The 12,890-nt window shown below is 64.5% G+C and carries 12 protein-coding genes and 1 pseudogene; 2 read left to right on the top strand and 11 right to left on the bottom strand.

Annotated elements, in window-relative coordinates; translation table 11 throughout:
* Positions 1-222, top strand: a pseudogene (locus SF06_RS18805) (hypothetical protein); the annotation flags it as partial.
* Between the two features lie 27 nt (positions 223-249).
* Here the strand turns inward: SF06_RS18805 and SF06_RS17240 are convergent.
* The 6 genes from SF06_RS17240 to SF06_RS17215 form a co-directional block, all read right to left on the bottom strand.
* On the bottom strand, positions 250-963 hold the full coding sequence (locus tag SF06_RS17240) for a 3'-5' exonuclease (RefSeq protein WP_039562837.1): 714 nt from the start codon (positions 961-963) through the stop codon (positions 250-252).
* Positions 960-2,891, bottom strand: a complete 1,932-nt coding sequence (locus SF06_RS17235; RefSeq protein ID WP_039562836.1) for a putative nucleotidyltransferase substrate binding domain-containing protein — start codon at positions 2,889-2,891, stop codon at positions 960-962. Before SF06_RS17235 ends, SF06_RS17240 begins: the two co-directional genes overlap by 4 nt.
* 122 nt (positions 2,892-3,013) lie before the next feature.
* The gene (locus SF06_RS17230) at positions 3,014-3,418 is read right to left on the bottom strand and encodes a hypothetical protein (RefSeq protein ID WP_027588751.1); all 405 of its coding nucleotides are present in this window, start codon (positions 3,416-3,418) and stop codon (positions 3,014-3,016) included.
* Between the two features lie 11 nt (positions 3,419-3,429).
* Positions 3,430-4,515 carry a porin gene (locus SF06_RS17225; RefSeq protein ID WP_027588752.1) on the bottom strand — a complete coding sequence of 362 codons (1,086 nt, stop codon included), beginning with the start codon at positions 4,513-4,515 and terminating at the stop codon, positions 3,430-3,432.
* 24 nt (positions 4,516-4,539) lie between these two features.
* A complete protein-coding gene (locus SF06_RS17220; protein ID WP_027588753.1) occupies positions 4,540-6,159 on the bottom strand; it encodes a methyl-accepting chemotaxis protein in 1,620 nt (539 codons plus the stop codon).
* Between the two features lie 181 nt (positions 6,160-6,340).
* The gene (locus tag SF06_RS17215; protein ID WP_039562834.1) at positions 6,341-8,518 is read right to left on the bottom strand and encodes a malate synthase G; all 2,178 of its coding nucleotides are present in this window, start codon (positions 8,516-8,518) and stop codon (positions 6,341-6,343) included.
* Between the two features lie 169 nt (positions 8,519-8,687).
* Here SF06_RS17215 and SF06_RS17210 point away from each other — a divergent pair, with 169 nt between their 5' ends.
* Entirely contained in the window at positions 8,688-9,221 is a 534-nt protein-coding gene (locus tag SF06_RS17210; RefSeq protein ID WP_039562832.1) for a glycine cleavage system transcriptional repressor, read from the top strand.
* A gap of 16 nt (positions 9,222-9,237) precedes the next feature.
* Here SF06_RS17210 and rarD read toward each other — a convergent pair whose 3' ends face one another.
* Genes rarD through SF06_RS17185 form a run of 5 tightly spaced genes read right to left on the bottom strand, consistent with a single transcriptional unit; the run spans position 9,238 to position 12,806 of the window.
* On the bottom strand, positions 9,238-10,122 hold the full coding sequence (gene rarD, locus SF06_RS17205; RefSeq protein WP_027588756.1) for an EamA family transporter RarD: 885 nt from the start codon (positions 10,120-10,122) through the stop codon (positions 9,238-9,240).
* Positions 10,123-10,169: 47 nt separating this feature from the next.
* Positions 10,170-10,457, bottom strand: coding sequence for an I78 family peptidase inhibitor (locus SF06_RS17200; RefSeq protein WP_027588757.1), 288 nt, complete (start codon positions 10,455-10,457; stop codon positions 10,170-10,172).
* Positions 10,458-10,494: 37 nt separating this feature from the next.
* Entirely contained in the window at positions 10,495-10,710 is a 216-nt protein-coding gene (locus tag SF06_RS17195) for a hypothetical protein (RefSeq protein WP_037008244.1), read from the bottom strand.
* A 5-nt stretch (positions 10,711-10,715) separates the two neighbouring features.
* On the bottom strand, positions 10,716-11,381 hold the full coding sequence (locus SF06_RS17190; RefSeq protein ID WP_039562831.1) for a fumarylacetoacetate hydrolase family protein: 666 nt from the start codon (positions 11,379-11,381) through the stop codon (positions 10,716-10,718).
* A gap of 33 nt (positions 11,382-11,414) precedes the next feature.
* Entirely contained in the window at positions 11,415-12,806 is a 1,392-nt protein-coding gene (locus SF06_RS17185) for a D-2-hydroxyglutarate dehydrogenase (protein ID WP_039562830.1), read from the bottom strand.
* Positions 12,807-12,890 lie beyond the last annotated feature (84 nt).

The following is a 12,890-nucleotide window of genomic DNA, read 5'->3' as shown; positions in this document are numbered from 1 at the left end:
ATTTGTGGTTTGTTTTTTTTTTTTGAAGCGTCCGCCGACACCAGGAGTCAAGTCGTAAGGCTTCGTCGGCAGCGTCAGATGGTTATAAGGGACCGCCTGAGGAGCCGCGGCAAGAGCGGCAAGCAGATCGTTTGCGCGGCGATGCGCAAGCTGCTGCACATCGCCTATGGAGTACTCAAATCCGGCCAGCCCTTCGACCCCAAACTGGCGCTTGCGCGGTAGGGAGCAAGACGGTATCTATGTCCGGCTTCAGAACGAATGGGCGTTCTGTCGACGCTGCCAGCTCCGCATCCGCTCAGCCAGGCGCCCGACGTTTTCTATTTGCTGGCGCACCGCCCGGTTGAACAGCACCAGGGCCAGTTCGGCGCTGACCAGTGCGTCGGCGCAGGCATTGTGGCGTTGCTGCACCTGCAGGCCGAAGAGCTCCAGCCAGTCGTCCAGCCCGGCCTGCGGCTTGCTCATCTGCGGACAGAGCATCGGCGCCATCTCGGCCAGATCCAGGAAGGGGTGGCGGAACTTGTAGCCCAGGCTCTCCTTCATGGCGCGGGTCAGCATCTGTTGATCGAAGCGGGCATGGAAGGCCAGGAGCGGGCTGTCACCCACGAACTCCATGAAATCCAGTAGCACTTCGGTTGGGTCGTCACCGGCGGCGATCTCGCTGGGGGCGATGCCGTGAATCAGCACACTGGGTCCCGGGGTGCGGTATTCGCGCATCAGGGTGCGCTCGAACTGTTGGCCCAGCGGAATGCCGCCCTGGTCGATGACAACCGCCCCGATGGACAGGACCTGGTCGCGGCTGACGTTGAGTCCTGTGGTTTCCACGTCAACCACCACGAAACGCTGTTTCAACAGGGGCTGCTCGGCAAGCGGCGCGGGGTCGCGCAGGCGGTCGAGACGTTGTCGCTGGCTGTCGGTCAGGCTCGCCGTGCTGCGCCGGCTGAACCAGGTGGCAAGTGAATTCATAGCTGGTACCGAAGGGCCAGGCTGCTCTGCAGGCGCTGAGCCTGGCGGAAGGATTCTCGCAGGATGCGACGATCCAGGTGGTTGAGGGTTTCCGGGTCGAGGCGGTTGGAATATGGCAGCCCGGCCCGACTCTGCTTCTGGTGCAACTGCAGGCGCACCTGCTGGATGAAATGGTAGGCCTCCTCATAGGCCGCGCCATCCTTCTCGTCGATAACTCCTTTGAGCACCAGCAGGTGCAGGCGCTCCAGGGTGCTGGTCGCGTCGATGCCGTTGGCCAGGGCCAGCAGGCGGGCGCCGTCGACGAACGGCGTGAGGCCCTGCACCTTGACGTCCAGGGTGTCCTTGTCGGCGCCCTTGCGCACCACCAGGAAGTCGCGGAAGCGACCGACCGGCGGACGATGGCGCAGGGCATTCTCGGCCATCAGGCGCTGGAAGGTGCTGTTGCTGGCGATCAGTGCTAGCAGCTCCTTCTGCAGCGCCTGGCAGCCATCCGTCGGCCCCCAAAGCACCCGCAGGTCGAAGTAGATGGTCGAGCTCAGCAGGTTTTCCGGCGTCGCCTCGCGCACGAAGCTCTGGAAGCGGCGCGACCACTCGCTGCGCGACAGGCACAGCTCGGGGTTGCCGGCCATGATGTTGCCCTTGCACAGGGTGAAGCCGCAGGTGGCCAGGTGCTGGTTGATGCGCTGGGCGACCGGCAGCAGCTTGCCGCGCAGCAGGGCCGCTTCGGCAGCATCGCGCGCCTCGAAGAGAATGCCGTTGTCCTGATCGGTGTGCAGGGTCTGCTCGCGGCGCCCCTCGCTGCCAAAGCACAGCCAGCTGAATGGCACGCCGGGATCGCCCATCTCTGCCAGGGTCAGCTCGATCACCCGGCAGACGGTGTGGTCGTTGAGCAACGTAATCAGCTGGGTAATCTGTGTCGAGCTGGCGCCGTGGGCCAGCATGCGCTCCACCAGGCGACCGACTTCCTCGCGCAGGTCCGCCAGGGCCTGCACGCTGTCGGCATGGCGCAGGGTGCGGGCCAGGTGCACCAGGTCGATACGCTGCAGGGAGAACAGGTCCCTCTCGGACAGCACGCCCACCAGCCGGTCGTTCTCGACCACGCAGACGTGGGCGATGTGCCGCTCGGTCATTGCCATGGCCGCATCGAAGGCGGTGGCCGAGGGCGGCAGGTGGAAGGGGTTGGGGGTCATCATGTCGCGCAGCGGATGCTCCAGGCTGGCGCTGGCTGCGGCGATCACCCGGCGCAGATCGCGCAGGGTGAAGATGCCGACGGGGCTGTGCTGGTCGTCCACCGCGATGATGCTGCCGACGTTCTGCTCGTGCATCAGGCGCACGGCGTCGCGCAGCGGCATGTCCGGCGAACAGGCCACCGGGTCGCGGTGCGCCAGTTCATCCAGGCGGGTATCCAGCGAGTAGTCTTCGCCGAGGCTTTCCACCGCGTGCAGCTGGACCCGCTGCTTGACCTTGTCGAGCAGGCTGCTCACGCCACGCAGGGCGAAGTCGCGAAACGGGGCGGACAGACTGAACAGCTCGACGAAGATTTCCCGCGGCAGCAGCAGGCAGAAGCAGTCCGTGCCGGCCACGTGGGCGGTGCGGGTCGCCCGTTCGCCGAGCAGCGCGGCGATGGGGAAGCACTCACCGGTGCTGATTTCGAAGGTGGTGTCCTGGCGGCCGCCCGGATGGCTGCGTTTGCCCTGCACACGGCCCTGCTTGACGATGTGAAAATGCTGCACCGGGCCTTCGTCCGGATGCAGGATCGACTCCCCCTGGGCATAGAAACGCAACTGGCAGTTTTCCACCAGGCGTAGCAGATGACCTTGCTGCATCTGGTCGAATGGCGGGTGCTTCTGCAGGAATTCGATGGTGCCCTGAATGTTCTGCAGAACGGCAGTCTTGCCTGCCTCGGCAAAGGCATCTGCCTTGCTCATGGAGCCTCCGGGTGTCTTCTTGTCGTTTCGCATGGTGGTGCGTCGACCCGCGCATCGACATTGGACGTAAGTCTAGAGCCCGGATATTGGAACCCCGGCCACTGGCCGGGGTTCTGGGTGGCTCACGGCAGCGTGAACAGCACCTTGACGGCCGGCGTCACGGCGGCGGCATCGACGTAGCCAATGGCATTCGCTTCCGCGGCGATCTGGGCGACCATCGCGGCATCGTCAGCCACGCTGGCCAGCGGCTGACCCTTGCCGGTGAAGATCAGGCCGGACCAGTAGGATTTCAGCTGGGCTTCGTTCTTGCTGGTGACCTGCCCGTAGAATTTCTCCTTGGTCGAATTCCAGCCCTTGAGGTCAAAGCCCTTCAGGGATTTGTCCTTGCCGAGGAAGATGTTTGCGACTTCGGCCTGGGTTGGCGCTTTGGGCGCGGCGGGATTAATGATCACGGCGACCTGGGCCTGGGCTGCGCCGGCCAGCGCGCTCAGCGTGATCACGCCAAGAATGCGGGAAATAAGCGACATGGTCGGTCTCCTCAGAATACGAAGTCGATGCCGAGGCTGATGATCTCGCCGTCGAAGTCCGGAATGTTCTGGCTAAGCACTTCGAGGGCTGAGGGCACGAACATGCCTTCGAAGCCGTTCTCGGTCTTGACCTGCTTGTACTCGCCCTTGAGCGTCACGTTCGGCATCAGGCTGTAGTTCAGGCCCAGGGTCCAGGACGACTGGCGTGCGCCCTTCTCCTCGTCCAGCTGCGCATAGGTGAGGTGTGGCAGGAAATCGCCCAGGCGGCGGCCGCCCATCAGGTAGAACGCGTTCTGGTCGGGACTCATCGGGCCGTCGATGGTACGCCGAGTCCATTCGTTGGCACTGATCCAACTGCCGTCATCGTACTGGTAACCGACGCTGAGGAAGCTGCCCTTGCTGTCGGCGATGCCCAGCAGCGGGTTGTCGATGGTCAGCTTGGCCTGGTTGTAGGCCACGCGCAGGGTGCCGTAATCGTTGCTGGCCAGGCTAAGGCTGGCGCCCACCAGATTGTCCCAATCGGTGTCGTAGAACTCATCAAACAGGTAATAGTCGCGATCCTTGGCCTGACCGGCGAGGGCCTGGATATTCAGGGTGGCGAAGGACAGCGGCAGGCTGTAGACCACGTCGACACCTTCGTAGTTGGACAGCTGGATCTGTCCATAGACCTCGTCGGGCAGCCGCAGCCAGGGGTAGCTGAAGCCGACGTCGAGGGTTTCCGAATACATGTAGGTCGCGGTGCGCAACCGGCCGGCACGCAGCAGGACGTGATCATTGGCCTGCCAGGCCAGGTATGCCCACTCGAGATTGGCTTTCCAAGAATCCTGCTCGGCCTTGGCGGTCAGTTGGGCGGTGGCATTCAGGCTGTCAGTGAGGCCATAGCTCATCTGGGTGCCTAGCTTGGACAACTGGTCGCCGCGCCAGGAATCGGTGGTCTGGCCATTGATGCCGTAGTTGCGGCCCTCTGCTTCGCCTCCCAGGTAGGTGACGGCGGCAGTGCCGAAGGCATTGAAGCGGTAGTCGCCTTGTTCCAGCGCGAAGGCTGGGGTGATGGCCAGGCAAGCGGCTGCCAGGCCAATGGCTCGAAATGCAGGCATGGAAAGTCCCCGAAGGTTTGAGAGTTAAACGCGAAATTGAGCGGTGGCTGCGTGCAGATGGTCGCCGGTGCTGACCAGTTGCTCGCCGAGCCGGGTGGTGGTGCCGGCACCGTGAGCGGTGGCCTGGGCGCCTTGCTGCAGCACCCGGGTTTCTTGTTGTATCGAGCTCGACAGGCCGATCTGCTCCTGGGTGAAGCGGGCAATGGCCGCATTCAGGGTGTCGATCTGACCGACGGTGCGGGCGATGTCATCCAGCAGGCGGGTTGCCTCGCTGGAGCGTTCGATGCTGGCGCGTGCTTTCGCGCCATTGGATGTCATGGCATCGAGTACCGCGTTGGCGCTGCGCTGCAGGCGCTGGATGATTTCCTGGATCTGTTCCGTGGAGCTGGCGGTCTTCTGCGCCAGGTTGCGCACTTCATCGGCAACCACGGCGAAGCCGCGACCCTGTTCGCCGGCGCGCGCCGCCTCGATGGCGGCATTGAGGGCCAGCAGGTTGGTTTGTTCGGCGATGGTACGGATCACCGTGAGAACCGAGCCGACTTCCTGGGTTTCCTGCTCCAGCTGCGTCATGGCGGTGACGGAAGACATCACACTGTTGCCCAGGTCCTGGATACCGCCGGCGAGAGCCCCGATGTTTTCCCGGGCGGCATTGGCCTGTTGCGAAGCGGCACCCGCCTCGTCGGAGGCCTGGCGGGAGCGTTGAGCAACTTCTTCGATGCGCTCCGACATGGTCAGGATGTCACGGCCGATGGAGTCGGTGTGCTCCTGCTGGGATTGGGCGTTGCGCTCCGCCTCGCTGGTCAGCCGGTAGAGGTCCTGCGACATCTGCGCCAGAGGGCTGGCCGCCTCGACGATCTGGCGGATCGTGGCCTGCAACTTGTCGAGGAAGGCGTTGAACAGCTGGATCATGGTACCGATTTCGTCATTGGAGACGCCTTCGATACGCCGGGTCAGATCGCCATCGCCGCTCGCGATGGCGCGCAGGGAGGCGATGACCCGACGCACATTGCTCATGATGTTGGCGGTCACCCACCAGGCACCGCAGCCCACCAGGATTATCAGCAAAATGCTGAGGCCGATGCCCAGCTGGGTGGTCGCGACGTTGTCGCTGCGCGTGGAGGCCAGTGTCCGCTGGAAGTCTTGGTAGGCGCTGGTGCGGAAGACGGAGGCCAGGGCCTGGGCGCGCTCGAGATCGGCAGTCATGCGCTGCAGGTTGTCGCCCAGGTCGCCGAACGAAGCCGAACCGTCTATCAACTGACGCGAGACTTCGAGAGCGTTCTGGCCATACGCCGCGACCGCCTCGCGCCAGGCCCGCAGTTCCCCGCTGCGCTGCGCGTCACTCAGCAGGGTGCCCAGTTGCTGTTGTTGCGTCTCGATGTCGGCGAGTAGTTGGCGAGCCTCATCGACCAGCGTCGCTTCGCCCGCGCTGACGGCATTGTTGAGCAGCCCCGGCAGGCGTGAGAACTGAAAGATCACCGCATCGCTTTGTTCCAGAATCGGATAGCTGCGACTTTCCAGTACCAGCAGGCGATCGTTGGTCTCGGCAAGCTGGAGAGAGGTGTGACCGACGAAGAGAATCAGGCCCAGCAGGGCCACGGCTGGTACCAGGGAAAGCTTGGCAGTCAGCGACAGACTCTTGAACACGAGGAACTCCATGGCGGCGGGGGCTGCCTGAACACTGCGATGTCAGAATGACATTATACGTCGCTTTATGACTAGAAGCTAAGTGCGCGTCAGGTTTATCGGCCCGGATCACCCGATCTTCAGCGTCGACAGGCATAAAAAAACCGCCCCGGGGGGGCGGTTTTTTCACAGCGTTTGCGGGTTACAGACCGTTCCGGGCCTTGTACTCGCGACGGCGGCGGTGCAGCACCGGCTCGGTGTAGCCGTTGGGCTGCTTGGTGCCTTCGAGGATCAGCTCCAGCGACGCCTGGAAGGCGACGTTGTCGTCGAAGTTCGGCGCCATCGGCTTGTAGGCGGCGTCGCCGGCGTTCTGGCGGTCCACCACCACGGCCATGCGCTTCATGCTTTCGATGACCTGCTCCTTGCTGATCACGCCGTGGCGCAGCCAGTTGGCCAGCAGCTGGCTGGAGATGCGCAGGGTGGCGCGGTCTTCCATCAGGCCGATGTCATTGATATCCGGCACCTTGGAGCAACCCACGCCCTGATCGATCCAGCGCACCACGTAGCCGAGGATGCCCTGTACGTTGTTGTCGATCTCGTTCTGCTTCTCTTCCGCGGTCCAGTTGGTGTTCTCGGCCAGCGGAATGGTCAGGATGTCGTCCACCGAAGCGAACTGACGCTTGGCCAGTTCCTGCTGACGGGCGAACACGTCGACCTTGTGGTAATGCAGCGCGTGCAGCGAAGCGGCGGTCGGCGACGGTACCCAGGCGGTGTTGGCGCCAGCCATCGGGTGGCCGATTTTCTGTTCCAGCATGGCGGCCATCAGGTCGGGCATGGCCCACATGCCCTTGCCGATCTGCGCGCGACCGGACAGGCCGCAGTTCAGACCGTGGTCGACGTTCCAGTTCTCGTAGGCGGCGATCCACTTCTGCGCCTTCATGGCAGCCTTGCGCACCATGGCGCCGGCTTCCATGGAGGTGTGGATCTCGTCACCGGTGCGGTCGAGGAAGCCGGTGTTGATGAACACCACGCGCTCGCTGGCGGCCTGGATGCAGGCCTTGAGGTTGACGGTGGTGCGGCGCTCCTCGTCCATGATGCCGACCTTCAGGGTGTTGCGCTTGAGGCCCAGCACGTCTTCGACGCGGTTGAACAGCTCGTTGGCGAAGGCGACTTCTTCCGGGCCGTGCATCTTCGGCTTGACGATGTACACCGAGCCGGTGCGGGTGTTCTTGCGGCTGGTGTTGCCGTTCAGGCTGTGGATGGCGATCAGGCTGGTGATCAGGCCGTCCATGATGCCTTCCGGTACTTCGAAGCCATCCTTGTCGATGATCGCGTCGTTGGTCATCAGGTGACCGACGTTGCGGATGAACAGCATGGAGCGGCCGTGCAGGCTCAGTTCGCCGCCGTTGGCGGCGGTGTAGCTGCGGTCCGGGTTCATGGTGCGGGTGAAGGTCTTGCCGTCCTTGCTGACCGACTCGGCCAGGTCGCCCTTCATCAGGCCCAGCCAGTTCTTGTAGGCGATGACCTTGTCATCGGCGTCCACGGCGGCCACGGAGTCTTCGCAGTCCATGATGGTGGTCAGCGCCGCTTCCATCAGGATGTCCTTCACGCCGGCCGCGTCGGTCTGGCCGATCGGGCTGTTGCGGTCGATCTGGATTTCGAAGTGCAGGCCATTGTTCTTCAGCAGCACGGCCTTCGGTGCGGCGGCTTCACCCTGGAAGCCCACGAACTTGGCGGCGTCCTTCAGGCCGGTAGTGCTGCCGTCCTTCAGGGACACCTGCAGCTGACCGCCGACGATGCTGTAGCCGGTGGCGTCGACGTGCGAGCCGGTGGCCAGCGGTGCGGCTTCGTCCAGGAAGGCGCGGGCGAAGGCGATGACCTTGTCGCCGCGAACCTTGTTGTAGCCCTTGCCCTTCTCGGCGCCGCCTTCCTCGCTGATGGCGTCGGTGCCATAGAGCGCGTCGTACAGCGAGCCCCAGCGGGCGTTGGCGGCGTTCAGGGCGAAGCGCGCGTTCATGATCGGCACCACCAGCTGCGGGCCGGCCATGGTGGCGATTTCTTCGTCGACGTTGGTGGTGGTCACCTTGAAGTCGGCGGGTTCGGGCAAGAGATAACCGATTTCCTGCAGGAACGCCTTGTAGGCGACCGCGTCGTGGGCCTGACCCTTGCGCGCCTGATGCCAGGCATCGATCTGGGCCTGCAGCGCGTCGCGCTTGGCCAGCAGCGCGCGGTTCTTCGGCGCCAGGTCATGGATGACGCTCGCAGCGCCGGCCCAGAAGGCATCGGCGCTGACGCCGGTGCCGGGAATGGCTTCGTTGTTCACGAAGTCGAACAGGACTTTGGCGACCTGCAAGCCACCGATTTGAACGCGCTCAGTCATCACTTGCCTCACTTGAATCTCTGCGATTTAACCCGGACGCGGGAGTAGTTTCGTTCTTGTAGTCCGAGCCGCGGGATACTACATGAAGCATTCGGGAATTGCAGCGCTGCCTTCGTCGAGTCCGGGAGTGATCTATACCTAGGTTCTTGGATGTCGGGAGGAGCCCTGCATGGAACATCTGGTACTGACGGTCATCGCGCGTGATCAGACCGGACTGGTTGAGCGCATCGCCACCTGCGTCGGCGAACATGGCGGCAACTGGCTGGAAAGCCGCATGGCGCGCATGGCGGGACAATTCGCCGGCATCCTGCGCGTGGCGGTGCCGGCCGACTCACAGGACGAGCTGCTGGACGCGCTGGAGGCACTGGCGCTGCAGGATATCCACGTGCAGGGCGCGCCGGCCGGGGCGGAGCCGGTGTGCAACTGGCGCCCCATGCGCCTGGAGCTGGTGGGCGATGATCGGCCGGGCCTGCTGCGCGAGGTGACCCGGTTGCTCGGCGAACAGGGCGTGAATATCGAGGTGCTGGATACCGCCGTCAGCGAGGCGCCCATGGGCAGCGAAACGCTGTTCCGCGCCCAGGCCCTGCTGGCGGTGCCGCTACCGGTGGCCCCGGATGCGCTGCAGCACAGCCTGGAGCGCTTGGCCGACGACCTGATGGTGGAGCTGCGCATCGAGGCGCAGCAGGTCGAGCCGTCCGTGTAGCCGGAGCGGCCATCGACTACCGGCGCCGCAGCGTCAGCCAGGCGTCCAGGCTGTAGATCGCCAGCGCGACCCAGATACAGATGAACGACAGCAAGCGGGCCGAATCCAGCGGCTCGCCGAACAGCAGCACGGCCTGCAGCAACACCAGCGTCGGCGCCAGATACTGGAGGAAGCCCAGCGTTGCATAGGGTAGGTGGCGCGCCGCTGCGTTGAAGCACACCAGTGGAATCAGCGTGATCGGACCCGCGGCGGCCAGCAGCCAGAGCTGGCTACTGCTCCAGAATGCCGCTTGAGCACTCATGGCCGCCGGATGCCAGGCCAGCCACAGCAGTGCCACGGGCAACAGCAGCCAGGTCTCCACCACCAGGCCGGGCAGCGCCGCCACGGGAGCCTGCTTGCGGATCAGCCCATAGAACCCGAAGGTCAGCGCCAGAGCCAGCGAAACCCAGGGCACGCTGCCGAGCAGCCAGATCTGCTGGAGCACACCCAGCGCGGCCAGCCCGACCGCCAGCCATTGCAGACGGCGTAGCCGTTCGCGCAGCACGACCAGGGCGAGCAGCACGTTGACCAGGGGATTGATGTAGTAGCCCAGGCTGGCTTCGAGCATGCGCGCGTTAATCACCGCCCAGACGTAGATCAGCCAGTTGGCGGCAATCAGCAGGCCGCACAGGGCCAGCACCGCCAGGCGTTGCGGATGGGCGCGCAGCTCGGCCCACCAGCCGGGGTGCTTCCACACCATCAGCAGGGCGGCACCGAACAACGCTGACCAGAGCACCCGGTGCACGATGATCTCGCTGGCCGGAATGGCTTCGAGCAGCTTGAAGTAGAGCGGGAACAGGCCCCAGATGACATAGGCGGCCAGGCCCAGCAGGTAGCCGCGCCTCAGATCGGTGGAAGACATGGAGGTTCCGCAGGCCGCGCTGTCGTAGGCGGCCGTAGAAAAGGGATTCAGCCGCAGGAGATCAGCTTGATCCTGCCTTGTTCATCGGTGTACAGCGTCAGGCGCTGGGCATCGTACTCCAGGGTAACCACCATGCCTGGCGCCACCACCCGCACCCGTTCGGCGTTGGCCTGCTGGCGGGCTTTCTCCAGTGTGGCCTCGTCCGGCATCCTGCCAACCAGGTGCGCCAGGCGGGTGGCGTTACAGGCCTGTGCGCCAGGGCGCTCGGCCGGCTGGGATGCACACCCGGCCAGCAGGGCCAGCAGCGTTGCGGTCAGCAAAAGGCGTGATTGCATGGAGCTCTCCTGAAAGTGTCCTGAGCACAGACCTGCATCAGGCGTGCTCGTCATCACCGCCGGTCAGCCGAGCCAGCGCGCGGCGCACCATGTTGGCGTAGGGTGGCGGGCTCAGCCGGTAGAGCTCGCTCGCCACCCAGGTCAACCAGCGCGCACCGAGCACCTCGCGTTGCGCGAACAGGCGCAGGGCGTCGGCCTCGGCACGGTCCTGGTGGGCCTGGTGGAAGTCGGCACGCGACTCAGTCTGGCACACGGGCTTCAGAGTACCCGGCTGGTGAACCGCGACAGTCCCGGCAGCTCCAGAACCATCTCGTCGCCCACCTGCAGGGGGCCCACTCCCACCGGCGTGCCGGTGAGGATCACGTCGCCCGGCAACAGGCTGAAGTGACCGGCCATATGGCGGATCAGCGGCAGGATGGGATTGAGCATCTCGGCGCTGTTGCCGTCCTGGCGCACTTCGCCGTTGAGGCTCAGGCGAATGCGCAGGTCGGTCAGATCGGCCACCGCGTCGGCCGCCACGAACGGCGCCAGGACACAGGCGCCGTCGAACGATTTGGCGATCTCCCAGGGCAGGCCCTTCTCCTTGAGCTTGCTCTGCACGTCGCGCAGGGTCAGATCCAGCGCCGGGGCAAAGCCGGAGATGGCGTCCAGCACTTCCTCGTCACCGGGGTTGGGCGACAGCGGCTTGCCGATCAGCACGGCGATTTCCGCCTCGTAGTGCACGGCGCCACGGTTGCGTGGGATCTTGAAGCCGCCTTCCAGCGGCACGGCGCAGCTGCCCGGCTTGATGAACAGCAGCGGTTCGCTGGGCACCGGGTTGTTCAGCTCGGCGGCGTGTTCGGCATAGTTGCGGCCCACGCACACCACCTTGCCCAGCGGGTAGTGGATGCGGGTACCGTCGACATACTGATGCTGGTAGCTCATGGGGCTCTCCTGAGCGGGTGTCTCTTGTTCTGGTCAGGCAAAGATCTTGCCGGGATTCATGATGCCGTTCGGGTCGAAGACCGCCTTCACCGCCTTCATGCAGGCGATCTCGGCCTCGGAGCGGCTGTAGCCCAGGTAGTCGCGCTTGGTCATGCCCACGCCGTGCTCGGCGGAGATCGAGCCGTTGTATTTGGCGACGGTCTCGAACACCCAGGTGTTCACCGTGGCGCACTTGGCGAAGAATTCGTCCTTGCCCATGTTGTCCGGCTTGAGGATGTTCAGGTGCAGGTTGCCGTCGCCGATGTGGCCGAACCAGACGACTTCGAAGTCCGGGTAGTTGGCCTCGACGATGGCGTCGATGTCCTTGAGGAACGCCGGCACCCTGGAGACGGTGACCGAGATGTCGTTCTTGTACGGCGTCCAGTGCGAGATGGTCTCGGAGATGTACTCGCGCAGCTTCCACAGGTTCTGCAACTGCTGCTCGGACTGGCTCATCACGCCGTCCAGCACCCAGCCCTGCTCCACGCAATGCTCGAAGATCGCCAGCGCGTCATTGGCTACCTCCTCGGTGCTGGCCTCGAACTCCAGCAGCGCGTAGAACGGGCACGGGGTGTCGAACGGTGCCGGCACGTCGCCGCGCGCCAGCACCTTGGCCAGCGCCTTGTCGGAGAAGAATTCGAAGGCGGTCAGGTCCAGCTTGCTCTGGAAGGCGTGCAGCACCGGCATGATGGCGTCGAAGTCCGGGGTGCCCAGCACCATCGCGGTGAGGTTCTTCGGCGCGCGCTCCAGGCGCATGGTGGCTTCCACCACGAAGCCCAGGGTGCCCTCTGCGCCGATGAACAGCTGGCGCAGGTCGTAACCGGTGGCGTTCTTGATCAGGTCACGGTTCAGCTCGAGGATGTCGCCGGCGCCGGTGACCACTTTCATGCCGGCCACCCAGTTGCGGGTCATGCCGTAGCGGATCACCTTGATGCCGCCGGCGTTGGTGCCGATGTTGCCGCCGATCTGGCTGGAGCCGGAGGAGGCGAAGTCCACCGGGTAGTACAGGCCTTTCTCTTCGGCGGCCAGCTGCAGCTGTTTGGTGACCACGCCGGCCTGGCAACGGGCGGTGCGGTCGAATTCGTTGATCTCGAGGATCTGGTTCATGTAGTCGAAGGACACGACCACTTCACCGTGGGCGGCCACCGCCGCGGCGGACAGGCCGGTACGCCCGCCGGACGGCACCAGGGCAACCTTGTGCTGGTTGGCCCAGCGCACGATGGCCTGCACCTGCTCGATGCTCTTGGGGAACACGATGGCGCTGGGCGCGGGTGCGAAATGCTTGGTCCAGTCCTTGCCGTAGGCTTCCAGCGAAGCGGCATCGGTGAGGACCTTGCCCGGTTCGACCAGGGCCTTCAGTTCTTCGATCAGGGCGGCGTGCAGCATGGCGGAACTCTCGAAACGTTCATGGTCACCCTGAGGACACTTCAGGACGCGACCGAGCATGGAAAAAGGAGATCATGCTAGCAT

This window comes from Pseudomonas flexibilis (assembly GCF_000802425.1).
Taxonomy (GTDB): Bacteria; Pseudomonadota; Gammaproteobacteria; order Pseudomonadales; family Pseudomonadaceae; genus Serpens; species Serpens flexibilis.
This window is presented reverse-complemented; position numbering and strand designations above follow the sequence as displayed.

Coding starts and splice junctions, on each gene's coding strand:
- SF06_RS17240 (WP_039562837.1), bottom strand. CDS start 963: ATGAATTCACTTGCCACCTGGTTCAGCCGGCGCAGCACGGCGAGCCTG.
- SF06_RS17235 (WP_039562836.1), bottom strand. CDS start 2,891: ATGAGCAAGGCAGATGCCTTTGCCGAGGCAGGCAAGACTGCCGTTCTG.
- SF06_RS17230 (WP_027588751.1), bottom strand. CDS start 3,418: ATGTCGCTTATTTCCCGCATTCTTGGCGTGATCACGCTGAGCGCGCTG.
- SF06_RS17225 (WP_027588752.1), bottom strand. CDS start 4,515: ATGCCTGCATTTCGAGCCATTGGCCTGGCAGCCGCTTGCCTGGCCATC.
- SF06_RS17215 (WP_039562834.1), bottom strand. CDS start 8,518: ATGACTGAGCGCGTTCAAATCGGTGGCTTGCAGGTCGCCAAAGTCCTG.
- SF06_RS17210 (WP_039562832.1), top strand. CDS start 8,688: ATGGAACATCTGGTACTGACGGTCATCGCGCGTGATCAGACCGGACTG.
- rarD (WP_027588756.1), bottom strand. CDS start 10,122: ATGTCTTCCACCGATCTGAGGCGCGGCTACCTGCTGGGCCTGGCCGCC.
- SF06_RS17200 (WP_027588757.1), bottom strand. CDS start 10,457: ATGCAATCACGCCTTTTGCTGACCGCAACGCTGCTGGCCCTGCTGGCC.
- SF06_RS17190 (WP_039562831.1), bottom strand. CDS start 11,381: ATGAGCTACCAGCATCAGTATGTCGACGGTACCCGCATCCACTACCCG.
- SF06_RS17185 (WP_039562830.1), bottom strand. CDS start 12,806: ATGCTGCACGCCGCCCTGATCGAAGAACTGAAGGCCCTGGTCGAACCG.